This window comes from Terrabacter sp. C0L_2, assembly GCF_036352015.1.
In the GTDB taxonomy this organism is placed as follows: Bacteria; Actinomycetota; Actinomycetes; order Actinomycetales; family Dermatophilaceae; genus Terrabacter; species Terrabacter tumescens.
In genome coordinates this window covers 1,095,536-1,118,247 of record NZ_CP143557.1, presented here as the reverse complement: position 1 = coordinate 1,118,247, position 22,712 = coordinate 1,095,536, and the positions used below count along the sequence as shown (strand labels likewise).

Sequence of the window (22,712 nt, the reverse complement as noted above, 5' to 3'; positions counted from 1 at the left end):
CGAAGGATCACGCCATGACAACGACCGTCACCTCTCGCCGTCGGTTCCTCGGGCTCCTCGGAGCGGGAGGCGTCGCGACCTGCCTCCCCGTCGCACAGGCATCCCCGGCGTCGGCTCTGGGCCTGACCGGCCCTATGGCGGCGCCCCTCTCACCACCCTCCGGCTGGCTCGACGGCGACGAGGTGGCACAGACCTACCACCGGGCACTGCTGCGACACACGCGCTGGACCGAGACGCAGTGGGACGCGTCCGCGGGCACCTACCGCAAGACGGACTTCAACTTCGCCGTCGTCCTCGGCCACGCGCTGCTGCTCACGCGGGGCCACTACGACGCCGACGAGGCCGGCATCGACGAGGCCACCCTCCGGCAGCGCACCCTGGCCACGATCACGCACTTCGCCGGCACCAACCGCAACGCCGGCGGCACCGAGTGGGGCCGAACCCTCTTCTGGGACAGCACCTTCCAGCTCTACGTCCAGCTCGCCGCATGCCTGCTGTGGGACGAGCTCGACCCACTGACGCGCGACCGCATGCAGGCCATCGCCGTCGAGCAGGCGGCCTACACGACGTCCCTCGGCACCTCCGACGACCCCGCCTCCGGGTCGTGGAGCCCCAACGGCCTCAAGGGCGGCTGGGTCGGTGACACCAAGCTCGAGGAGATGGGTGTCTACACCCAGTCCCTCGCCCCTGGCCTGGCGTGGGGGTCCGACGACCCCCGCTGGGAGAGCTGGATGGCCAGCTACGGCCGCTGGAGCCGCAACGAGGCCGGCCTCCCGCAGGCCGACGCGGCCAACCCGGCCCTCGTCGACGGCGTCCCGGTGCTGACCAACACCTCCCACAACGTCTACGACACGTTCGTCGTGGAGAACCACGGGTCGTTCGGCCCGCACTACCAGTCCGAGCTCTGGCGCACCTCGGGGCGCAACTCCGCCCACTTCATCGTCGCCGGCCGGCCGCTGCCCGAGGTGCTGACCCGTCAGCCCAACGGCGAGCCGCTGTGGAACCGCCTTCTCGGCGTCATGAGCGACGCGGGCGAGCCACTCATGCCCCTCGTCGACGACCGCGAGCACCTCTACGGCCGCGACGTCATCCCGATCGCCTTCCTCGCGCAGGTGGTCGGTGACCGGGCCGCTGCCCGTGCCGAGACCGACCTCGCGGAGCGGCTGCTGCCCTACCTCGCCTACCCGCCGGCATACCGCCTGACGAAGTTCTCCGGCGAGCCGAAGTACGAGCCCGAGGCGCGCGCCGAGGTCGCGATCAGCTTCCTGCTCCACGAGTGGCGCGCCGCCCATGGTGACGTGCCCGTGCCCCTGACCTCCGAGGAGCTGTATGCCACCGGCGCCGGCGCCGTGGACCTGGGTGACGGCCCCGGGATCGTCTCCCACCAGAGCCCGCGGGCGTGGGCGGGCGCGATCAGCAAGCCGGGCTTCGTCAAGCTCGCGTGGCAGCCCGACCACGACGACTGGTTCTTCAACCTCGGCGGCACCTCGCCGATGTACCTCCCTCGCACGAACCTCGGAGTGACCGGTCGGAACGTGCGCACGTATGCCGCGGCACGCGACGGCTACGACGCGTCGGTCACCGTGCTCACGCTCGGCGCCGCCGGACGGGTCGCTCTGGCAACCCTGCCCGGGGGCGAGGTCGTCATGACGAGCTCGGGTGTCGCCGACCGCGAAGGCACGTTCGGCCTGCACAACCTGACGATGCCGGGGGTGCGGGGCCTCGACGGCACGCGCACCTTCGTCACCGGAGACGGCACTCTCGAGGCCACGGCCGCCGACGCGCAGGGCGACCTGCCGAGCGGGGTGGCCCGCCGCGACGTCCTCGACGTCGCTGGCTCGGTGACGGCGCGCCACGTCCGGATGCTCGGCGTCACCCCCGACCCGACCTACGGCTACTCCATCATCTCCTTCGAGGTGCGCACCGCCGCGGGCGGCGCCGACCTCGCAGCCCGTCGCCCGACCACGGCGTCGTCGAGCGACACGGGGCGCGGGGCTGGTCTCGCCACCGACGCGAGCTCGGCGACGCGATGGGCGGTTTCGCGCGGCGACCGTTCCCGTGCCGACAGCTGGCTCGCGGTCGACCTCGGCACCCCGACCGCCGTGGGTCAGGTGACGATCGACTGGGAGGCCGCCGCCGGTCGCGCCTACGTCGTGCAGACCTCCGACGACGGCGTCACGTGGACGACGCGCGCCTCCTATCCCCGGGTGCTTCGCAGCTCGCGATGGCTCGGCATCGACGACCGGGTCGGCTTCCTCGTGCGCGGTGGCACGAACCCGATCGAGATCGGCGGCAGCACCGTGACCCTGTCCGCCGGCCCAGCAGCCGGGAGCGCCGGAATCGTCGTCGAAGGCCTACCGCAGGTGCGGTCCGCCGACCTCGCCCGCCTCGCGGACGATGCCGAGGCCGCAGCCCCGCGGCCCAGTGCGCCGGGCGTCACTGCCTCTCTCGCCGGCGGTCTGCTCAGCATCTTCAACCTGACTGGCGCCGCGGTGGAGAGTGAGGTCGCGATGGCGGTCGACGGCGCGGTGCCCTGCTACCAGGGCACGCAGCGGCTGACCGACGCGGGCAGCGCCCTGCAGACGCGACTCGAGGCGGGGGACGGCGTCGTGATGGCCGCCCGGGCCACCGTCTCCGCCGTCGGTGGCGGACGGCCGCCGGCGGGACTCGTCGTCACCGTGGACGACGCGGCCACCCTGCGCCTCACCGGCATCGACGCTCAGGTCGAGGTTGCCTTCACTGACGGCCGGCGCCGGCGCGCAACGGTGTCGTCCGGGCGCACGACGACGGTTCGCGGAACCGGGAAGCCGTTCCCGCTCGATGACCTCGCCCTCGCCTGCCAGACGTTCCCGACCTCGCCCTTGCCGCCGACGATGACCTCGCCGGCTGCGGCCGTCGACGGAGAGGACACGACGGCGTGGGAGGTGACGGGGTCGGGCCGCATGGTCGTCGACCTCGGCACGACGCATGCGCTCGGCAAGGCGGTCATCGACTGGGGCACCGCCCCCGGCTTCGGGACCGTCGAGGTGTCGGACGACGGCATCGACTTCCGTCGCGTCGGCCGCGTCGGTCCGGGCACCCGGCTCGGCTCCCTCACCCTCGGCACGAGCGCCCGCTATGTCGGCCTGTCGGTCGACTCACCAGGCAGCTCGGACCGGAAGGTCACCGTCGTGTCCTTCCGGGTCACGGCCGGATGAGACGGCTGGACTAGCCCAGCGAGGCGTAGAAGTCGGGCAGGCGGCGCTCGTAGGCCGTCACGAGCTGCCGTGCCACCGTGACGGAGTCGACGAGCGGGTGGAGGGCAAATGCTTCCACTGCAAGGGATCTCGACTGCTCGACGGCCGCGCGGATGACGAGCTCGTCGACGGCCTTGACCTGCTGCACGAGCCCGAGCGCGTGCCCCGGCAGGGGACTGACGGCCACCGGCACGGGCCCGCGCGCGTCGACCCGGCACGGCACCTCGACGACGGCGTCGTCGGGCAGGCCGGCGACCGCTCCGCCGCCACGGACGTTGAGGATGAGGCGGGCCGGCTCGTCGCGGGCGATCGCCGCCATGAGCGCCAGCGCGACCCCCTCGTAGCCGCCGCCCTCGACATCGGCCTCGGCGCGCTCGTGCGCCTCGCCGTCGTCGGTCTCGCGGGTCTCCTGCATGTAGGTCGCGTTGCGCTCGCGGCGCACGGCGTCCCAGCGCTGCCAGGCCTCGTCGGGCGCGCCGGCGACCCCGGCGTAGAAGGCGGCCTGCTGGTCGAGGAGGTACTCGCCCCGCGTCTGCGGCGCGGCCGTGATCTGACCGATCGCGTCGCGCGTGAAGTAGTAGTAGTAGAGGTACTCGTTGGGCAGCGACCCGAGCGTGCGCAGCCAGTCGGGGCCGAAGAGGTGCCCCTCCTCGATCGCCGCGAGCGCCGTCTCGTCGGCGAGCAGGTCCGGCAGCAGGTCGCGCCCGTCGCGCCGCAGGGCCGTGAGCCAGCCGAGGTGGTTGAGGCCGGCGTAGTCGATCTCGAGGTCGTCGAGGTCATGGCCGAGGGCGCCGGCCGCCCTCTTGGCGAGCCCGAGGGGCGAGTCGCAGATGCCGACGACGTGGTCGCCGAGCACCGACTGCATCGCCTGCGTCACGAGGCCGGCCGGGTTGGTGAAGTTGATGACCCACGCGTCGGGAGCCAGATCGCGTATGCGTGTGGCGACGTCGAGCGCGACCGGGACGGTGCGCAGGCCGTAGCCGACACCGCCGGGCCCGGTCGTCTCCTGGCCGAGCAGGCCGAGGTCGAGGGCGATCCGCTCGTCGGCGGTGCGACCCTCGAGGCCGCCGACCCGCATGGCGGAGAAGACGAAGTCGGCGCCGGCGAGCGCCGCGTCGAGGTCGGTGGTCGCCGTGACCGTCGGCGGCGCGGCCGGGAGGCCTTGGCCGCCAGCCGTCTGAGCCGCCTGGGCGGCCTGCGCGGCGAGGACCCGGCGCATGACGTCGAGACGCGCCACGTCAGTGTCGTGCAGCACGACCTCGGTGACGCGGCGGTCGGCCGTGTCGCGCAGCAGCGCACCGTGGACGAGCGGCACGCGGAACCCGCCCCCGCCGAGGATGACCAGCTTCATGGCACCACCACCCTCGGACCGTACCAAGGCGTGACGACGAGACAACGCGACACTCGAGTGCCCACGAACCCACGTCGAGAACTGAGCACTCGACCCCATCCACACCTCGAGTGCCCACGAACCCACGTCAGGAACTGAGCACTCGACCCCACCCACACGTCGAGTGCCCACGAACCCACGTCGAGAACTGAGCACTCGACCGGTGGGGGCACACGGCATACCTGCTCGGGAATCCCGGTGAGTCGCGCGCGACGATGCGCGATCATGGGTTCGTGCCCCACCACCACCACTCGTTCGACCCGCTCGCGTCGCTCCGCGGCGCCGACGAGCCATCGCTCGACGTCTTCGTCTGGGGCACCGTCTTCCTCGACATGATCTTCGCGGGACTGCCGAGCGCGCCCAAGCCGGGCACCGAGGTGTGGGCCGAGGGGCTCGCGTCGTGCCCGGGCGGCATCGCCAACCTCGCCGTCGCGACCCGCCGACTCGGGCTGCGCACGGGTCTCGCTGCGGCGTTCAGCGACGACGACTACGGCGACTTCTGCTGGCGCACGCTCGAGGAGCAGGAGGGCATCGACCTCGCCCGCAGCCGCCGGTTCGCCGACTGGCACAGCCCCGTCACGGTCTCGATGTCGGTCGACCGCGACCGCAGCATGGTCTCGCACGGCCACCCCTCGCCCGTACCGGCGGCCGAGCTCATCGGGACTCCGCCGCGCTCACGCGCGGTCATGGTGGACCTGGGTGAGGACGAGGTCTGGGGTGCGACCGGGCCGACGTGGGTCGACCGGGCCCGTGACGCCGGCGCGCTCGTCTTCGCCGACGTCGGCTGGGACCCCAAGGAGCAGTGGTCGCCGCGCGTGCTCGAGCGGCTCGACCGGTGCGACGTCTTCATGCCCAACGCCGTCGAGGCCATGGCCTACACCGGCACCGGCTCGCCCGTCGAGGCCGTCTACGCCCTCGCCGACCGCGTCCCCGTCGCCATCGTCACCAACGGCGCCGACGGCGCGCTCGGCATCGACGCCCGCACCGGCGAGGAGGCGCGCGTCCCGTCGCTGCGGGTCCAGGAGGTCGACCCGACAGGGGCCGGCGACGTCTTCGGCGCGGCCCTGCTCGTCGGCACCCTCGCGGAGTGGCCGCTCGAGCAGCGGATGACCTTCGCCAGCCTCTGCGCCGGGCTCGCGCTCCAGCAGTACGGCGGCTCGCTCGCCGCTCCCGGCTGGGGCGACCTCGCCGACTGGTGGACGGCGCTCGTCACGGACCGCAGCGCGGACGCCTACCACCGCTCGCTCCGGCGCCGGTTCGGCTTCCTCGACGACATCGTGCCGCGCGTGCCCGTCCTCGCCTGCCGCCGCGCGACCGCGACCATCGCCAGGCGCGCCGACGTGCAGGACCTCGACTGACCCCGGCCGCGGCGCGAGCTCTCAGGCCTGGCGCCTGCTGAACTGGCTGACGTCGCGGGGAGCGGAGACAACCCCGGAGGGCTGTCGCGTGAGGGCGAGCCCGACGCCCAGCAGCAGCCCCCACACCAGGAACAGGGGATCCCACAGCAGGACGTGCCCGGTCAGCGCCCTCCGGGAGGCTGCATCCGCAGGGCCCTGCACGACGCCCAGCAGGGCCAGGCTCCCGACGACGACGTTCGCCAGGCCGTAGAGCACGAGAACCGTGGCCCCGACCCAGCTCAGGCCTCGCCAGACGCGGGCTCGTGGCAGGCGTCCTCGAGTGGCGAGCAGCGGCACGATGCCGCCGGCCAGCTTGACGGCGAAGATGCCGACGAGCAGCACGCCGACGAGAACGGGGCTCTCGGCCCGCCACGCCGGCGCCCACGTGCCCAGCGAGTCCATGCCGAGCGTGCCGCCGACAGCCCAGTAGAGGCTGGGCACCGCGTGCAGGAAGGCCACCCCCGCCGCCGCAAGGAGGAGCCGCTCACCGGTCGTGTCGGGAATGTCCACCCCTCGACGCTAGACGACGCGCGTCCGAGGGAGGGGGTCGGCGGCGGTGTCGTCCGGGGCGGGCGGGCACGATGGGGGCATGACCGAGCTGCCGGAGGACGTCCGTGACCTCGTCGCCCTCGACCTGCGAGCCGCCCAGGTGCAGGACTGGTCGATCGCCGGCGACTCCTTCACGTGGACGCTGCTCACCGGCGACCCCGACCGGGGCCACGAGCTCGCGACCGTGACCTACGTCGGCGCGGTCGTGCTGCACACCAACCGCCGTGACCTCGACCGGGCCGTCGCGGCCGCCGCGGACGTCGCGCGCGCCGAGGTCGTGCCCACCGGGGAGGGCGGCTTCGAGCACCGGGTCGTCCTCGTCCCCGACTACCCTCTCGTCGTGCGCTTCTGGAGCGTGGAGGTGCGTCGTATGCCGGCACCCGACCACCTGCGTCGCGTGCGCTGAGCGTGTTGCCGGGTCCACGGCGCCTGAAGTCTGTCCCGCCCCTCGCGCGAGTGCCATGGTGGAGGCATGGAGAAGTCGTCGTTGACCGCGCTCGCCCGCGAGCTGCTCGAGCACGCCACGCACGCCTCGAACGGTCGCAGCGCCGACACCGTCTACGGAGGCCACGAGCACGTGCTGCGCCAGACGGTCGTCGCGCTCGCAGCCGGACAGGTCCTCGCCGAGCACGAGAACCCGGGCGAGGCCACGGTCCAGGTGATGCACGGGCGCGTGCGGATCAGCGCGGGCGAGCTCTCGTGGGAGGGCGCCCCGGGGGACCTGCTCGTCATGCCGCAGGCGCGCCACTCGCTCGAGGCGCTCGAGGACTCAGCCATCCTGCTGACCGTCGCCAAGCTGCCCTGACCGGGCCACCCGGCATACGCCATCGGTGGTGCCGGTGACGGCAGTGCGGTGGATCGTCGGCACCAGGCGCCGGTGATCCACCGCGCTCAGTCGCCGGCGATGCCGGTGCGCTCGACGCCCTCGACGATCCAGCGCTGGAGGAAGAGGAACATCAGCAGCAGCGGCACGATCGCGACGAGCGCGGCCATGAAGAGCTGGCTGACCTGCACCGACTGTGCCGTGAGGAAGGTCGACAGTGCGATCTGCACCGTCCACGACTCCTGGTCGCGGCCGATGACGAGCGGCCAGAGGAAGGCGTTCCACGAGCCGATGAAGGTGATCGTGCCGATGGCCGCGACGAAGCCCATCGAGTTCGGCACGACGATCTTCCAGAAGGTGCCCCAGTAGCCGAGGCCGTCGATGAAGGCTGCCTCCTCGATCTCCTTGGGGAAGCCGAGGAAGAACTGCCGGAAGAGGAACGTCGCGAGCGCCTGAAAGAGGCCGGGGATGATGAGGCCGCGCAGCGTCGAGATCCAGCCGAGGGTCGAGACGAGCACGAAGCTCGGCACGAACGTCACGGCCGCGGGGATGAGCAGCGTCGCGGTGATCGTGTAGAAGACCGCGTTGGACCAGCGGTACGGGATGCGCGCGAGGCCGTAGCCGGCGAGGCCCGAGATGACGAGCACGCCGACCGTCTGGGTCACGGCGATGAGGCCCGAGTTGAGCAGGCTGCGCGCCATCGGGATCGCCGGGTTGTCGAAGAGGCCGGTGAGGTTGGAGGTCTCCCAGACCGGCGGCAGCCAGTGGAAGTCCGGTGAGCCGAGGTCCTGCTCGCGCATGAACGCGCTACGGACCAGCAGGTAGAAGGGGACGAGGAAGAGCAGCGCCGCGACCGCGAGGGCGCTGTAGCGGGCCCACCCTGTGACGCGGGACCGGCGCTTGCTGCGCACGATGGCCATCTAGTCGCCCCTGTCGCCGAGTCGGAGGATGCGGCCCTGTACCACCGCGACGATCGCGATGATGAGGGTGAGGATGACGGCGCCGGCGGAGCCGTGGCCGAAGTCCTGACCCGAGCCGAGCGCCGTGTAGTAGAGGTAGACGAGCGGCGGTCGCGCGTAGGGCGGGTAGGTGCCGAACGTCGACAGGATGTTGTAGAACTCGTCGAACGCCTGGAAGGCGTTGATGAGCAGGAGCAGCAGCACCGCCGTCGACGTCGCGCGCAGCTGCGGCAGGGTGATGTGGCGGAAGACCTTCCACCCCTCGGCGCCGTCGATGGCGGCCGCCTCGTAGAGCGTCGGGCTGATCCGCTGGATGCCGGCGAGGAAGAGGATCATGTAGAAGCCGACCTGCAGCCAGAGGCGGGCCGTGACGATGACGAGCCAGTACCACGGCGGGTCGGCGAGGCTCAGCCACGGGATCGAGTCGACGCCGAACCACCCGAGCACCCCGTTGGCCAGGCCCGATCGGATGCCGCTGAAGATCGACATCTTCCAGATGAGCGAGGCCACCACGTAGCTGCACGCGGTCGGCAGGAAGAAGACCGACCGGAAGAAGCTCTGCATGACCCGGGTGCGCGCGACGAGCAGCGCCGCGCCGAGGGAGATGACGAACGTCGTCGGCACGATGAAGACGGCGAACGCGAGGAACGTGACGAGGCTGCTGCGGAACGCCGGGTCGCGCAGCATGTCGAGGTAGTTGCCCAGCCCCACGAACTTCGTCGGCGTGACGGTGTTGTAGGCCTCGAAGAACGACAGGTAGATCGACCAGGCGATCGGGATGTAGACGAAGACGATGAGCCCGATGACGAACGGCCCGACGAAGACCCAGAACCACAGGTTGCGGTCCTGGCGCCCGCGCAGGCGCCGACCGAGCGACGGCCTCGGTGTCGAGGGCGTCGCCCGGTCGGTCGCCTTCCGCTGCGCCGCGTGGTCGTATGCCGCCGGGTCGGCCTGCGCTGTCAGGCGAGGACCCGCTTCAGCTCGGGATCGGCCACGGCCTTGACCTTGGCGATCTCGCCGGCGGGGTCGGCGCCCTCCTTGACGATGCGGTTCATCGCGTCACCGAAAGCCGTGGCGCACTTGGGAGTCCACAGGATCGGGCTCTGCGCGTGGCCGACGTCGGTCGCGAGCTTGGCCGCGTCGGCGGCCTGCCCGCTCTTGAGCGTGCTCGCCTGGCTGATGAGGCTCGTGCGCGAGGGGATGTGGAAGCCGTAGGAGGTCGCGAAGTCGAGCTGGTCCTGGGTCTGGTCGATCCAGAGCCACTTGACGAACTTCTTGGCCGCCTCGACGTCCTTGCTCTTGGCGCTGACGCACGAGCCGTAGGCGCCGACGGGCACCGAGGCCTTGCCGCTGCCGTCGAGGGCGGGCCAGGGGAGCACGCCGAAGTCGTCGCCGAGGCCCTTCTTGATGTCGGGGAAGGTCCAGAGGCCGGTGAACTGCATGGCGGTCAGGCCTGAGGTGAGGGCCGAGGCGTCGAACCAGTCCTTGGGGGCGCCGAGGAGCAGCACCTTGGCGTCCCACATCTCGCGCAGCTTGCCGAGGGCGGTCGCGGCGCGCGGGTCGTCGAAGCCGAACTGGTTGTCCTTGGTGAGGTAGTCGAGCCCCGCCGACCACAGCATCGGGCCGCCCATGAGGCCGGCGCCGCCGTCGTTGCCGAGGAAGAGGCCCTTGACGTTGCCTTGGGTCAGCTTCTTGGCCGCGGCGATGAGCTCGTCGATCGTCTGCGGCGGCTGGATGCCGGCCTTGTCGAGCATCGACTTGCGGTAGACGAGCAGCTGCATGTCGACGACCTGCGGCACGGCATACGTCTTGCCCTGGTAGGTCATCCGCTCGAGGATGCTCGGGTTGAAGTCGGACTTCGTGTCACCGATGAGGTCGGTGAGGTCGACGACCTGGCCGCCCTTGATCATGTCGATGGTCGGGCCGTTGCCGTACTCGAAGACGTCCGGGCCGGCGTCGGTGAGCAGCGAGGCGGCCGTCGACTGGTCGTAGTCGCCGGGCTTCCAGCTGACCTTGACGGTGGCGTCCTTGTAGGCGGCGGCGTACTTCTCGACGGCCTGCTGCGTGCCGGCCTCGCCGTACTGGTGGTACCACTGGTTGATCGTGGCCCCGCTGCCGCCGCTGGCTCCGCCGCCGGTCGCTGCCGGCTCGCGGCCGGTGTTGCTGCCGCAGGCGGCGAGCGCGCCCGTGACGGCTGCCGCGCCGCCGAGCGCGAAGAGCGAGCGCCGGGTGAGGTTGGCCCCGAGGGCCTGGCCGATCTCGCGGCCGATCTGCTTGTCAGACATAGGTTCCCCTGCGTCCTTCCTGCCCGGCGAGCGGGCACCGTTGACGACGGCGGGCGTCCGGCCAGTCTGCTCGACCTCGCCCACCGTGCGATCGTATGCCCGCAACCTCCGGGTATGCCGGATGGCCCGCGCAGCGACGTCGCTGCGGTTCAGATCAAGGCCGGGGAGTCGAGCGGGTTGTCGCTCAGGGTCTCGGGTGCGGTCTGGAGCAGCTGCTCGACGAGCAGGAGGGTCTGCTCGACCGGTCCCGTCCGGTCAGGCGGGTCCGGTCAGGCGGGTCCGGTCAGCGGCAGCTCGCGTGCGGCGACGACCGGGCGCAGCACGGCCTCCACCTCGGGGGTGGCGAACCAGCGGCGGAGGCAGTCGTCGGCGAGCACGTTGGCCAGCGAGCCGAGCACCATCGACTGGTCGAGCGACAGGTGCCGGCCGGCGTGCCGCCCGGTCCGCGTGTCGACGGCGTCGATGAAGCCGCCGGGACCGTAGGCACCCAGGTCGCGCTCGATCCGGACGAGGTTGTCGGCGGCAGCCTCCGGCTCGACCATGAGCGCCATCGCCGACGCGTGCGGCGTGACCACGACCTCGCCGTCGCGCTCACTCGGGTAGCCGTCGGTCTCCCACGCGATGGGCGGCACGCCGAAGACGGAGTAGCCCTCGCCTGGGCAGGCCGACGGGCTGAATCCCCAGTAGCCGTAACCCTTCTCGTCGAGGGCGTACTCGCGCTGCAGGGCCACGGTCCGTGCCTCGTTGACGCCCCACGTGTCCGGCGCCCACGCCGCCTCGGGCACGAAGATCGTCGGCATCAGGGCCTCGAACATCGAGCCGCCGAAGGTCGGCACGACGTCGCGGCCGCGGTAGTGCCGCAGCGGCGCGTCGAGGGCCGCGTAGTGCTCGGGCGGGATCTGCCCGCGGGCGATGCCGACGTAGCTCGCGATCCGGGGCTCCGAGTCGAGCAGGTCGTAGTGGTGCTTGGTGTGGAAGACCTCGGCGTGGCCGGCGACGAAGGAGGTGCGGCGCGTCCGCTCACCCGGGTCCTGCACCCAGAAGCCGCCGGTGAGGCGCCCGCCGGGACCGTCGGGACCGGCCGACGGGTCGTGGAAGACCCCGAAGTCCATCCGGTCCAGGACGACGTGCGCCTGCACCGCGACCCGCGGCTCGGCGGCTGCCGCGACCATGAGTCCGACCGCGAGCCACCCGTTGTCGACGCTCGAGAGGAACTGGTGGACCTCGTGCCCGCTGTCGGGCATCTGCCGCATGAGGGCACCAGTCCGGTCGTCGTACCAGTTGAAGAACATCCTGGACTCGTCGTGGACCTCCATCCCGGCGAGCGTCGTCAGCAGGAGGGCGAGCCGGTCGTGGGCCTCGTCGACGGCCAGGAGCCCCAGGTCGCGGGCGGCGACGGTGCACCAGAGCAGACCGCCGATGTTCGTCGGCGAGGTGTAGCCGCTGCGGGTCGTCGAGTCGAGGGAGTCGGCGATGCTGTCGGTCGGCAGGCCGGTGTCGGGGTCGGTCATGGCCTCGAACGAGCGCCACGTGTCGGCGGCCCAGCGGAGCAGGAGAGTGCGGTCAGGCATACGAGAGTCCTTGGGGAGGGGGGAGGCGCGTCGGGAACTGGGCACTCGACGAGATCTGCACGTCGAGTGCTCAGAAACCGGCGTCGGGAACTGGGCACTCGACGAGATCTGCACGTCGAGTGCTCAGAAACCGGCGTCGGGAACTGGGCACTCGACGAGAACTTGCCGTCGAGTGCTCAAAACCCGACGTCCGGAACTGGGCACTCGACGTTGGGGGGGGTGGGGTGCCCGGCGGGGGGCTCAGGCTCCGGCTACGGAGGCTTGGTCCCAGTCGCAGCCGCAGGAGCCGCGGACGACCATGCGGGTGGGGAGCACCTGCGGGTGGACGTCGAACTTGCGGCCGCCGATGCGCTCGTGGAGCCGGATCGCGGCCCAGCGGCCGAGCTCGCGCATCGGCTGCTGCACCGTGGTCAAGCCGGGCGCGAGGTAGCGCGACGTCATGATGTCGTCGAAGCCGACCACCGCGACGTCGTCCGGGACGCGACGACCCTCGCGGCCGAGCAGCACCATCGTGGCGAGCGCGAGCTCGTCGTTGGCGCAGACGAGCCCGTCGACGGCAGCCCCGGCGGCATCGGCCTCGTGCAGCCCCTCGATGACCTGGCGGCCCGAGGTCTCCTCGTACTGCACCCGGATCGGCCCGGCCACCTCCGCGCCGCGGCCACGGGTCAGCGCGTGCTGGAAGCCGCGGTAGCGCTCCGAGACGTCGTGCGAGGTGTCCGGGTCGCCGACGAAGACGAGGCGCTTGCGGTCGTGCTCGAGCAGGTGCCGGGTCAGCTCGGCCGAGCTGATGAAGTTCTCGACCTGGACGGCGTCGCAGCCCTCGATCGCGTCGCGCGCGACGAGCACCGTCGGGGTGGTCTTGACGATCTGGCGCACCATCGTGTCGCTGATCGTGTCGTTCGCGATGACGATGCCGTCGATGCGGCCGAGCATCTTGCGCACCGAGGCCTCGGCGTCCTTCGACGCGTCGCACACCACCACGACGACCGACTGGCCGTCCCGGGCCGCCGTCGACTCGAAGCCCGACAGCAGCTCGGAGTAGTAGGGCCCGCGCAGCCCCGGCAGCACGAGCCCGTGCGTCTGGTGCGAGGGCACGTCGACGGTGCGGCCGGCCCGGAGCGGGACGTACTCGAGGTCCTCGACGGCCCGCAGCACCCGCTGCCGGGTCATCGCCGACGCCGGGGTCGACCCGCTGAGCACCCGCGACACCGTGGCGATGGACACGCCGGCGCGCTCGGCCACGGTGTAGATCGTGACCGGTCGCGCGTCGTCGTGCTCCGTGGACACCCAGGCTCCCTCGTTCGGGACCAGAGTGCACGGGCGCGTCGGGCTGCACAACTCGGACAGGCACGTCGCCACGCCTCAGAACGGGTTGGGGATCGCGTCGAGCAACGTGCGTGTGTAGTCGTCCTTCGGGTCCCGGATGACCTCGAGCGTCTGCCCCTGCTCGACGACCTTGCCGTTGTTGAGCACCAGGACCTCGTCGGAGAGCATGCGGGCGCTCAGCAGGTCGTGGGTGATGTAGAGGATGCCGACGTCGTTCTCCTTGACGAGGTCGTTGAGCAGCTCGAGCACCTCGGCGCGGATCGATACGTCGAGGCTGCTGATCGGCTCGTCGGCGACGATGATCCGCGGCTCGACCGCGAGCGCCTTGGCGATGATGACGCGCTGGCGCTGACCGCCGGACAGCTCGTAGCCGTAGCGGTTGACGAACCGGTCGGCGGGCGTCAGGGCGACCCGCTCGAGCAGCTCCATGACCCGCTCGCGCAGGGCCTCGCCCTTGAGGCCGTGGTAGTTCGCGAGCGGGCGCGACAGGACGTAGCCGAGACGCTTGGCCGGGTTGATCGAGCTGTACGGGTCCTGGAACACCATCTGGACGTCGCTGCGGTAGTCGCGCAGCGCCCGGCCCTTGAAGCCCGAGACCTGCTTGTCGCCGTCGGGACCGTGGAAGACGATGCGCCCCGACGTCGGGCTCTCGACGCCGGTGATCATGCGGGCCAGCGTCGACTTGCCGCTGCCGCTCTGCCCGACGAGCGCCGTCACCTCACCGCGTCGCAGCTCAAAGCTGACGTCCGTGACAGCCTCGGTGCGCGTCACGGTGAGGCCACGGCGCCGCTCGAAGACCTTGCTGACGCCCTCGACGGAGAGGACGACGTCGTTGGCCAGGGCGCTGCGCGACTCGTCGGCCGTCTTGACGAACTGTGGCCCCTCGAAGCCGCGCTTCGGCTCGCCGTGCGGCCCGGCCCCGCCCTCCTCGCGCTGGAGCACGGCGACGTGGCACGCGGCGCGTCCGCCCTCGAGCGGCACGAGCGCCGGGTCCTTCTCGAGGCAGACGTCGATGCGCTCGGGGCACCGTGCCGCGAAGCTGCACCCCACCATCGGCAGGCTGAGGTCCGGCGGCCGGCCGGGGACGTAGGTGATCTTCACCGTCTCCTGGCGCGGGTCACCGTAGGAGCCGAGCAGGCCCTTCGTGTACGGGTGCAGCGGGTCCCGCAGCAGCGCGGCCGCGCCCTGGTCCTCGACGATGCGACCGGCATACATCACGAGGATGCGGTCGGAGAGGTCGAGCACGGTGCCGATGTCGTGGCTGATGAAGAGCACGGCGAAGCCCTGCTCGGCCTGCAGCCGCCGCACGTTCTCGAGGATCGAGTGCTGCACGACGACGTCGAGGCCGGTCGTCGGCTCGTCGAGGAGGATGAACTTCGGCTCGAGCGCGAGGGCGAGCGCGAGGTTGACGCGCTGGCGCATGCCGCCCGACAGCTCGTGCGGGAAGGCCGTCATGAACTTCGGGTCGATGATGACCATCTCGAACAGCTCGCGTATGCGTCGGGTGACGGCCTCGCCGCGCAGCGAGCTGTGCTGCTCGATGGCGTCGCGGAACTGCCCCTCGACCCGGACGACCGGGTTGAGCGAGTTCATGCTGCTCTGGAAGACGGTCGAGATGTCGCGCCAGCGCAGGGCGCGCAGGTCGTCCTCGGGCAGGTCGGTGATGTCGGTGCCGTCGAAGGTGATCGAGCCGCCGCTGATGCGGCCGGGTCGCTGGAGCAGGCGCAGCAGCGCCGTGCCGAGCGTCGTCTTGCCGGAGCCGGACTCGCCGATGAGGCCGACGAACTCGCCGGGGCCGATGCCGAAGCTGACCTCCTGCACGGCATCGAGGGGCCGGCCGGCCTTGGGCTCGTAGCGGACGCTCAGGTCGCGGACGTCGAGCAGGGTCATGCGTCCTCCCTCAGGTGCGGGTTGCTCAGCAGGTCGACGCCGAAGTTGATGAACGTCATGGCGGTCATGAGGATCGCGAGCACGAGGCCGGGCACGAAGACCCACAGCCACAGGCCCTGCGCGATCGCGCCCTGGGCGTTGGACTGGTAGAGCATCGTGCCCCACGAGACGCTCTGGCTGTCGCCGAGACCGAGGGCCGCGAGACCCGCCTCGGCGCCGATCGCGCCGGTGGCCGCGCCGACGAAGCTCGCCGCGACGAGCGAGGTCATGTTGGGCATGATCTCGCGGAAGACGATGCGCCACGTGCCCTCGCCGGAGAACTTGGCGGCCGTCACGAAGTCGCGGTTGCGCAGGCTGATGATCTGCGCGCGCTTGGCGCGGGCCGCGCCGGCCCACGAGGTGATCGAGATGACGCCGACGATGAGCCAGATGCCGCGGACCTCGGAGTAGGCCACGAGCGTGATGATGAGCGGCAGCGCCGGGATGACGAGGGCGACGTTGGTGACGAACGAGAGCAGGTCGTCGAGGATCGTGCCCTCGGCGTAGCCGGAGATGAGGCCGATCACCGTCGCGATGACGGTGGAGATCAGGCCGGCGAAGAGCCCGACCATCAAGGAGATCCGCGAGCCGTAGATGAGCTGGCTGGCGATGTCCTGGCCGCTCGTCGTCGTGCCGAGCCAGTTGGTCGAACTCGGGCCGTCGAGCGGCGTGAACGAGCTGTCGAGCGGGTCCTGCGGCGCGATGAGCGGCGCGAAGATCGCGACGATCACGTAGACCGCGAGGATGACGACGCCGACCCGGGCCTTCTTGCTGCTCCAGATGACCTGCCACCACTGGTCGGGACGCGCCGTCTCGCTGACCTGCTCGACGGCGAGCTCCTGACGGGGCGCACCCTCGGCCATGAAGTCCTCGCCGGGGGTCGGCGTGGGCGTGGTGTCGGTCGTCATCCTTCGGCCCTCCTGGCGCGCGGGTCGAGCACTCCGTAGAGCAGGTCGGCCGCGAGGTTCGCGACGAGCACGCCCGCCGTCGTCAGCAGCATCAGGGTCTGCAGCAGCGGGTAGTCCTTGTTCTGCACGGCCTCGCCCATGAGGCGCCCGAGCCCCGGGTAGTCGAAGACGGTCTCGACGAGGATCGCCCCGCCGAGCACGCCACCGAGCGCGAGCGCGAAGCCCGTCACGCTGGGCAGCAGCGCGTTGCGGGCGGCGTAGCGCAGGGCGACGTCACGGTCGGGCAGGCCCTTGGCCTTGGCGAGCCGGATGTAGTCCTCGCCGAGGTTCATGATCATCGTGTTGCGCATGCCGAGGATCCAGCCGATCGGCGTGACGATGAGCAGCGCGAGCGCCGGCAGGAAGGAGTGGCTGACCGCCTCCTGAATGAACGGCCAGTTGAAGCCGGGCGTCGCCTCCTCGTAGCCGCCCGAGGTCGGGAACCAGCCGAGGCTGTAGCCGAAGACGTAGAGCAGCAGCAGGCCGATCCAGAACGGCTGGAGCGTGCCGAGGAACGTCGAACCCAGCGTCACGATCGAGTCGAGGCGCGAGTTGCGGCGCCACGCGGCATACGCCCCGAGGACGACACCGACGACGAACGAGACGACCTGCGTCAGGACGACGAGCACGACCGTCCACCAGAACGCCTGCCCGATCACCTCGGTGACCTTGTAGGGGTAGTAGGTGTAGGACAGCCCGAAGTTGCCGTGCACGAGCTCACCGAGGTACGTCACGTACTGGTTCCAGAGGGAGCCGTCGGGCGCGCCGAGCATGGCGCGCATCGCCTTGACCTGTGCGGGGTCGAGCGCGGCGTCCTTGCCGGCCAGTCGCTTGACCATGATCTCGGCGGGGTCGCCCGGCTGGAGCCGTGGGATGAGGAAGTTGAGCGTCACGACCGCCCACAGGGTGGCCAGGAAGAAGCCGAACTTCCTTGCGAAATAAGTCATCTGGGCCTCCCGACCCGGGACGGGACGGCTCGGGGAGCCGTCCCGGACCGAAACGGGGTGGTCACTTCGGGGCGGTGAGGTGCGTCAGCACCAGCAGCTTGTCGTCCTGCGGGTTGGCGTACGCGTTCTCCTCGCTCGGCCAGCCGACGGCCTTGTCGGTGCGGTAGAGGATGCGAGCGGGCGCGTAGATGAGCGCGGTCACCGGGTACTTCGTCATCATCGTCTCGACGAGCGGCGCGAGGTCGCGCTTCTGCGACTCCTTGTCGGTGTCCGAGGCGAGCTTGGTGACGGCGGCGTCGACGGCCGGGTCCTTGAAACGCTGGACGTTCGGGAAGATGTCGGTCTTCGTCGGGATCTGCGTGCTCGAGAGCTTGGCGCCGATGTTCTTGGCCAGCTCGCAGCCGCCGTGCAGGTACTCGAGCATCAGCTGGAAGTCGCCGGTCTTCTTCTGCCCGTCGACCGAGTCGGGGGCCGAAGCTGTGACCTTGGCGTTGACCCCGGCGTCGTTGAGGCCCTTGACGACGACGTCGGCGATGGCCTGGTAGTCGATGAAGCCGGCCTGCACCGAGAAGTTGACCGACAGCGGCGAGCCGTCGGGGTTGGTGCGCTTGCCGTCGGCGCCCTTCTTGTAGCCGGCGGCGTCGAGCACCTGGTTGGCCTTGGCGAGGTCGAACGGCAGGACGGTGTCCTTGCCGGAGTACTCGGCCGGGACGAGCGAGGCCATCGACGGCAGCTTGAGGCCGGTCTGGCTGGCCGGCTTCATGACGCCGTACGTCGCCTTGAGGGACATGTCCTGCTTGTTCATCGCGTAGGAGATGGCCTCGCGGAACTTCACGTCGCTGAACGGCTTCTGCTCGTCGTTGCCCGTCAGCACGGTCATGCCGTTGGGGGCGTAGTAGAAGTGGTTGTTCTTCGGGTCGGCGTCGACGAACGTCTTCTTCGGGTTGGGGATCTCGCCGTAGTACGCGTCGAGCTGGCCCGCGCGCAGCTTGAGGGCCGCCTGGGCGGCGTCGTACTGGCCCTCGAGGACGATCTTCTGGACCTTGACCTTGTCGGCCTGCCAGTAGTCGGCGCGGCGCTCGAGCACGAGGCGGCGGCCGTTGTAGCTGCCGACCTTGTAGGGGCCGGTCGAGACGGGGGTCTTGTCGACGTACTTCGTCGGGTCGCCGACCTTGGAGTAGACGTGCTCGGGGAGGATCTTCGTGGCGATGATGCCGTCGTACTTCGGGGCGGCGTTGCCGGTGAACTCGAAGACGACCTGGTTGCCCTGGGCGGTCACGGACTTGGCCGGGGCGCCGAAGGTGTCGTTCCAGACGCCGGCCTTGTCGAAGGCCGGGTACTGCTTCATGAGGTTGAAGGTGAAGGCGACGTCCTTGGCCGAGAAGGCCTGCCCGTCGCTCCACTTGACTCCGTCACGGATGTCGAAGGTCAGCTTGCTGCCGCCCTCCCACGTCGACTTCGTCGCGAGCCACGGCGTCTCCTCGCAGGTGAGGCTGTTGCGCACGATGAGCGGCTCGTAGAGCCACGTCGCGGTGAGCGGCTTCGGCGAGTTGGGGTTGTAGTTCACGAGGCCGCCGACGGCCGCATCGGCCTCCGACGGGAACGTCAGCTGGGCGATCATGCCGTCGGCGGACGCCTTGCTGTCCTTCTGCGCAGCACTGCCGGCGCAACCGGTCAGGGCCAGGGCGGCGGCAGCGAGGCCGGTGACGACCAGGGTGGGTTTGGTGCGAGTACGCGTCATTGCGGACCTCCGTCAGGGGGATTTTTTGTCAGGTTAGGTCCGGTCTCGTGACGACTGTCAACGCTCTGGAAGCATGTAACTACTTTCATGGGGTCGCTCGTGCGCAGCGCGACTTTCATTTGTTTTCAAGGGGATTCGCTATGGAGTGAAAACGGGGCCGCTGGTAGACAAGAAAGGTGCTCGACGACAACGCCGTCCTGACCGCGCCGACGGTCCATTCCCTCGAGGGGCGCTCCACGCTCTCCGCCGAGGTCCTCGACAACGGTGCCCTGCGCCGGCTCGAGGCCCATGGCACGAGCCTGCTGCTGCACCTGGCCACCGTCGCAGAGGCGGGGCTGACCAACGTGCACCTGCGCGTGCACCGGCCGGACGGCACCCGCCGCCTCGCCCTGCTGGGGCCGGGCAGCGGCTCGGTCGTCACGGCCGCGGCCGCTGACGAGGAACACGACGGCGTCGCCGTCACCGGGCGCCACGAGGGCCTCGACTACCGCCTCGTGCTGCGGCTCGGCACGACCGACCACGCCACCTGGCACTGGGACCTGTCGCTGACCAACACGACCGGAGAGCCGGTCACCGCCGACGTGGTGCTCACCCACGACCCGGCCCTGGCGCCCCTCGGCGCCGTGCGCACCAACGAGTACTACGTCAGCCAGTACCTCGACCTGACGCCCGTCGCCACCGACGGCCACGGCACCGCGGTCGCCGTGCGGCAGAACATGCCGGGCCAGCGCGTGCCGTGGCTCATGGTCGGCACGACGGGCACCGGCACCGGCTGGGCCACCGACGCGCTGCAGCTCGTGGAGCGCACCGAGCGCGGCGTCACCTGGCCCGGTCTCGACGTGGCCGACCTGCCGAGCACCCGCCTGCAGCACGAGCACACGCTCATCGCCCTGCAGGACGCCCCGGCCACGATCGCGCCGGCCGACACCCACCGCACCGGCTTCTGGGGCATCGCCCTCGAGGACCACCCCGAGGCCACCTCCGACGCCGACGCCCGCTGGGCCGAGGCCGCGCTGGCCGCCACCCCGACCCCGTGGGCGCCGGCGGGCGACGGCGCCCACGGTCACACCGCCGCCGCGACCCCGACTCCCCACACGCTGTGGTCGTCGGCCCCCGCCTTCGCGTCGCGGCCGCTCGACCGCGCCGAGCTCGAGGACGCCGACCTCGTCGACGGCCGCACCCTCGTCGAGACCGACGGAGACGGCACCGAGCTCGCTTGGACCGTCCGCGGCGGCCAGCTCGTGACGCCCGCCAAGGAGCTCGCGGTCCTGCGCCCGCACGGTCACCTGCTCCGCACCGGCGACGCCTTCACGCCCGACTCGCGCTCGCTCGCCTCGACGGTGTGGATGGCCGGCACCTTCCACTCGCAGATCACCCGCGGCCACGTCGGCCGCAACCCCGTCGCGACGGGCCGTCGCACCTACCTCGGCCTCCAGCGCGCCCACGGCGTGCGCCTCTTCGTCGAGGACACCGACGGCGCGTGGAGCCTCCTCGAGGCGCCGAGCGCGTGGTTCACGGGTCTCGACCACTGCACGTGGTGGTATGCCGCGTCGTCCGGTCCCGTGCTCACCGTGACTTCGAGCGCCCCGGCCGACGAGCACGCCCTGACCCTGTCGGTCGGCCAGAGCGGCCCGGCGCCGCGCCGCGTGCTGCTCGCGATGCAGGTCGCCGACGACCTCTCCGACGCCCCGTCCGTGACCACCGCCGGCGACCACCTCGACGTCACGACGGCGAGCGACCCCCGCCCGTGGCGCATCGCGTGGACCGGCCCCGGCACCGCCGACGTCGGCGACGCCCGGCTCCAGGCCGACGGTGTCAGCCGCGGCCCGGGCTGGCTCACGGTGCTCTTCGACGCGAGCGAGCAGCTCGAGGTCGTCGTCACCTCGGCGCCCGGCGCCGGTGAAGCGGCTGCCGGTGAGGTGCTCCCGGAGGGCGAGCGCCTCGGAGCTGCGTTCTGGGACAAGGCTGGTCACGCCGTCAGCCTCGACGGCTCGGCCCTGGGCTCGACGTCGGGTGCGGACGGTGCCGGTGCCTCGGCCGCCAACCTCTCGGCGGCCCTGCCGTGGTTCACGCACAACGCGTTGGTCCACTACCTCTCCCCGCGCGGTCTCGAGCAGTTCTCGGGCGGCGCCTGGGGCACGCGCGACGTCTGCCAGGGACCGGTCGGCCTGCTCACGGCCCTCGGCCGGCAGGACGCCGTGCGCGACGTGCTGCTGCGCGTCTTCCGCGCGCAGAACGCCCGCGGCGACTGGCCGCAGGCCTTCGAGTTCCTCCCGCCGCTGCCCGAGACGGGTCAGCAGGACTCGCACGGCGACGTCGTCTTCTGGCCGGTCCTCGCTGCGGGCGACTACCTGCGCACGACCGGTGATGCCAGCATCCTCGACGAGCGGGTGGCCTTCGTCGGTGACGACGCCCTGGGTGAGCCGGCGACGGTGGCCGAGCACCTGCGGCGTGCGGTCGCACGGATCGCGGAGTGCACGGTCCCCGGGAGCCCGCTGCCGGCATACGGCCACGGCGACTGGAACGACTCGCTCCAGCCTGCCGACCCCCACCTGGCGGCCCACCTCGTATCCACGTGGACGGCGGTGCTGCAGACGCAGTCGCTGCGCACCCTCGCCGAGGGGCTGCACGCGGTCGGCAACCCCGGCGACACGGCCACGCTCGGCGCGGACGCCGACGAGCTCGCCGAGCGCACCCACGATGCCCTCCTCGACCAGCTCGCGGCCGACCCGGTGCTGCCGGGCTACCTGCTGCACCACGAGGACGGGCGGTTCGAGCCGCTCGTGCACCCGAGCGACGAGCGCACCGGCCTGCACTACGGCGTGCTGCCGTGGATCCACGCGATCGGCGCCGACCTCATGACGCCCGAGCAGGCGCACCACCACCTCGACCTCATCGAGCAGCACCTGCTCGGTCCCGACGGCGCGCGCCTCTTCGACCGGCCGGTCAGCTACGTCGGCGGGCCGATGTCGGTGTTCCAGCGGGCCGAGGCGAGCACCTTCTGGGGCCGCGAGATCGGGCTGATGTACATGCACGCCCACCTGCGCTACGCCGAGGCCCTGGCTCGCGTCGGCGACGGCGCGGCGCTGCTGACCGCACTGGCCAAGGCGAGCCCCGTCGGACTGGACTCGCTGGTGCCGCAGGCACGCCCGCGCCAGACGACGTGCTACTACTCCTCGTCCGACGGCGCCTTCACCGACCGCTACGACGCGTCCGAGCGGTATGCCGCGCTCATGGCTGGCGACGTGCCGCTTGAGGGCGGGTGGCGCGTCTACTCCTCCGGGCCCGGCCTCGTGCTGCGGCTCGTCACGGAGGTGCTGCTCGGCATCCGCCAGCGCGGCGAGGACGTCGAGGTCGACCCGGTGCTGCCGCCCGCCGGCTCCTCCGAGGGCAGCGAGCTCACCGCGCGGCTGCCCCTCGCGGGCACCGACCTCACCGTCCGCTACGTCGTTGGGGCCGAGGGCCACGGCGTGCGCCGCGTCACCGCGGGCGGGCGCGAGCTCGACCTGCGCCCCCTGACCAACCCCTACCGCCGGGCCGGCGTGGCCGTGCGCGCCGCCGACCTGCTGTCCGCCACCGAAGGCACCGAGATCATCGTGGAGACCCACTGAC

General features: G+C 71.3%; 16 protein-coding genes. 5 read left to right on the top strand and 11 right to left on the bottom strand.

Annotated elements, in window-relative coordinates:
• Positions 1-14: 14 nt before the first annotated feature.
• Complete coding sequence (locus U5C87_RS05180) at positions 15-3,197, top strand: discoidin domain-containing protein (protein ID WP_330475563.1); 3,183 nt, start codon at positions 15-17, stop codon at positions 3,195-3,197.
• Between the two features lie 10 nt (positions 3,198-3,207).
• Here U5C87_RS05180 and U5C87_RS05175 read toward each other — a convergent pair whose 3' ends face one another.
• Complete coding sequence (locus tag U5C87_RS05175) at positions 3,208-4,587, bottom strand: 6-phospho-beta-glucosidase (protein WP_330475562.1); 1,380 nt, start codon at positions 4,585-4,587, stop codon at positions 3,208-3,210.
• Positions 4,588-4,841: 254 nt separating this feature from the next.
• Here U5C87_RS05175 and U5C87_RS05170 point away from each other — a divergent pair, with 254 nt between their 5' ends.
• On the top strand, positions 4,842-5,984 hold the full coding sequence (locus U5C87_RS05170; protein WP_443082100.1) for a carbohydrate kinase family protein: 1,143 nt from the start codon (positions 4,842-4,844) through the stop codon (positions 5,982-5,984).
• Between the two features lie 21 nt (positions 5,985-6,005).
• Here the strand turns inward: U5C87_RS05170 and U5C87_RS05165 are convergent, their stop codons facing one another.
• Positions 6,006-6,533 (bottom strand): DUF3995 domain-containing protein, encoded by a 528-nt coding sequence (locus U5C87_RS05165; protein WP_330475560.1) that lies wholly within the window; start codon positions 6,531-6,533, stop codon positions 6,006-6,008.
• A 79-nt stretch (positions 6,534-6,612) separates the two neighbouring features.
• Between U5C87_RS05165 and U5C87_RS05160 the strand changes: the two genes are divergently transcribed.
• Positions 6,613-6,978, top strand: a complete 366-nt coding sequence (locus tag U5C87_RS05160) for a hypothetical protein (protein ID WP_330475559.1) — start codon at positions 6,613-6,615, stop codon at positions 6,976-6,978.
• Positions 6,979-7,044: 66 nt separating this feature from the next.
• The gene (locus U5C87_RS05155; protein ID WP_030197216.1) at positions 7,045-7,377 is read left to right on the top strand and encodes a cupin domain-containing protein; all 333 of its coding nucleotides are present in this window, start codon (positions 7,045-7,047) and stop codon (positions 7,375-7,377) included.
• An 86-nt stretch (positions 7,378-7,463) separates the two neighbouring features.
• On the opposite strand, the gene U5C87_RS05150 is transcribed toward U5C87_RS05155, so the two are convergent.
• The 9 genes from U5C87_RS05150 to U5C87_RS05110 form a co-directional block, all read right to left on the bottom strand.
• Positions 7,464-8,315 (bottom strand): carbohydrate ABC transporter permease, encoded by an 852-nt coding sequence (locus tag U5C87_RS05150; RefSeq protein WP_330475558.1) that lies wholly within the window; start codon positions 8,313-8,315, stop codon positions 7,464-7,466.
• Complete coding sequence (locus tag U5C87_RS05145) at positions 8,316-9,065, bottom strand: carbohydrate ABC transporter permease (protein ID WP_330475557.1); 750 nt, start codon at positions 9,063-9,065, stop codon at positions 8,316-8,318.
• A gap of 248 nt (positions 9,066-9,313) precedes the next feature.
• On the bottom strand, positions 9,314-10,639 hold the full coding sequence (locus U5C87_RS05140; protein ID WP_330475556.1) for an ABC transporter substrate-binding protein: 1,326 nt from the start codon (positions 10,637-10,639) through the stop codon (positions 9,314-9,316).
• A 269-nt stretch (positions 10,640-10,908) separates the two neighbouring features.
• The gene (locus U5C87_RS05135; protein WP_330475555.1) at positions 10,909-12,210 is read right to left on the bottom strand and encodes a glucoamylase family protein; all 1,302 of its coding nucleotides are present in this window, start codon (positions 12,208-12,210) and stop codon (positions 10,909-10,911) included.
• 240 nt (positions 12,211-12,450) lie between these two features.
• A complete protein-coding gene (locus U5C87_RS05130; RefSeq protein WP_330475554.1) occupies positions 12,451-13,497 on the bottom strand; it encodes a LacI family DNA-binding transcriptional regulator in 1,047 nt (348 codons plus the stop codon).
• Between the two features lie 75 nt (positions 13,498-13,572).
• The gene (locus tag U5C87_RS05125; protein ID WP_330475553.1) at positions 13,573-15,426 is read right to left on the bottom strand and encodes an ABC transporter ATP-binding protein; all 1,854 of its coding nucleotides are present in this window, start codon (positions 15,424-15,426) and stop codon (positions 13,573-13,575) included.
• Entirely contained in the window at positions 15,423-16,373 is a 951-nt protein-coding gene (locus U5C87_RS05120) for an ABC transporter permease (protein ID WP_330475552.1), read from the bottom strand. Before U5C87_RS05120 ends, U5C87_RS05125 begins: the two co-directional genes overlap by 4 nt.
• The gene (locus U5C87_RS05115; RefSeq protein WP_330475551.1) at positions 16,370-17,359 is read right to left on the bottom strand and encodes an ABC transporter permease; all 990 of its coding nucleotides are present in this window, start codon (positions 17,357-17,359) and stop codon (positions 16,370-16,372) included. The genes U5C87_RS05120 and U5C87_RS05115 overlap by 4 nt, the downstream gene beginning before the upstream one ends.
• 61 nt (positions 17,360-17,420) lie before the next feature.
• Positions 17,421-19,100, bottom strand: a complete 1,680-nt coding sequence (locus U5C87_RS05110; RefSeq protein WP_330475550.1) for an ABC transporter substrate-binding protein — start codon at positions 19,098-19,100, stop codon at positions 17,421-17,423.
• Positions 19,101-19,276: 176 nt separating this feature from the next.
• Between U5C87_RS05110 and U5C87_RS05105 the strand changes: the two genes are divergently transcribed.
• On the top strand, positions 19,277-22,711 hold the full coding sequence (locus tag U5C87_RS05105; protein WP_330475549.1) for a GH36-type glycosyl hydrolase domain-containing protein: 3,435 nt from the start codon (positions 19,277-19,279) through the stop codon (positions 22,709-22,711).
• The last annotated feature ends 1 nt before the right edge of the window (position 22,712 follow it).

Bases quoted from the DNA above. Each gene is read 5' to 3' on its own strand.
- U5C87_RS05180 (WP_330475563.1), top strand. From the start codon at position 15: ATGACAACGACCGTCACCTCTCGCCGTCGGTTCCTCGGGCTCCTCGGA.
- U5C87_RS05175 (WP_330475562.1), bottom strand. From the start codon at position 4,587: ATGAAGCTGGTCATCCTCGGCGGGGGCGGGTTCCGCGTGCCGCTCGTC.
- U5C87_RS05170 (WP_443082100.1), top strand. From the start codon at position 4,842: ATGCGCGATCATGGGTTCGTGCCCCACCACCACCACTCGTTCGACCCG.
- U5C87_RS05160 (WP_330475559.1), top strand. From the start codon at position 6,613: ATGACCGAGCTGCCGGAGGACGTCCGTGACCTCGTCGCCCTCGACCTG.
- U5C87_RS05155 (WP_030197216.1), top strand. From the start codon at position 7,045: ATGGAGAAGTCGTCGTTGACCGCGCTCGCCCGCGAGCTGCTCGAGCAC.
- U5C87_RS05150 (WP_330475558.1), bottom strand. From the start codon at position 8,315: ATGGCCATCGTGCGCAGCAAGCGCCGGTCCCGCGTCACAGGGTGGGCC.
- U5C87_RS05140 (WP_330475556.1), bottom strand. From the start codon at position 10,639: ATGTCTGACAAGCAGATCGGCCGCGAGATCGGCCAGGCCCTCGGGGCC.
- U5C87_RS05135 (WP_330475555.1), bottom strand. From the start codon at position 12,210: ATGCCTGACCGCACTCTCCTGCTCCGCTGGGCCGCCGACACGTGGCGC.
- U5C87_RS05125 (WP_330475553.1), bottom strand. From the start codon at position 15,426: ATGACCCTGCTCGACGTCCGCGACCTGAGCGTCCGCTACGAGCCCAAG.
- U5C87_RS05120 (WP_330475552.1), bottom strand. From the start codon at position 16,373: ATGACGACCGACACCACGCCCACGCCGACCCCCGGCGAGGACTTCATG.
- U5C87_RS05115 (WP_330475551.1), bottom strand. From the start codon at position 17,359: ATGACTTATTTCGCAAGGAAGTTCGGCTTCTTCCTGGCCACCCTGTGG.
- U5C87_RS05110 (WP_330475550.1), bottom strand. From the start codon at position 19,100: ATGACGCGTACTCGCACCAAACCCACCCTGGTCGTCACCGGCCTCGCT.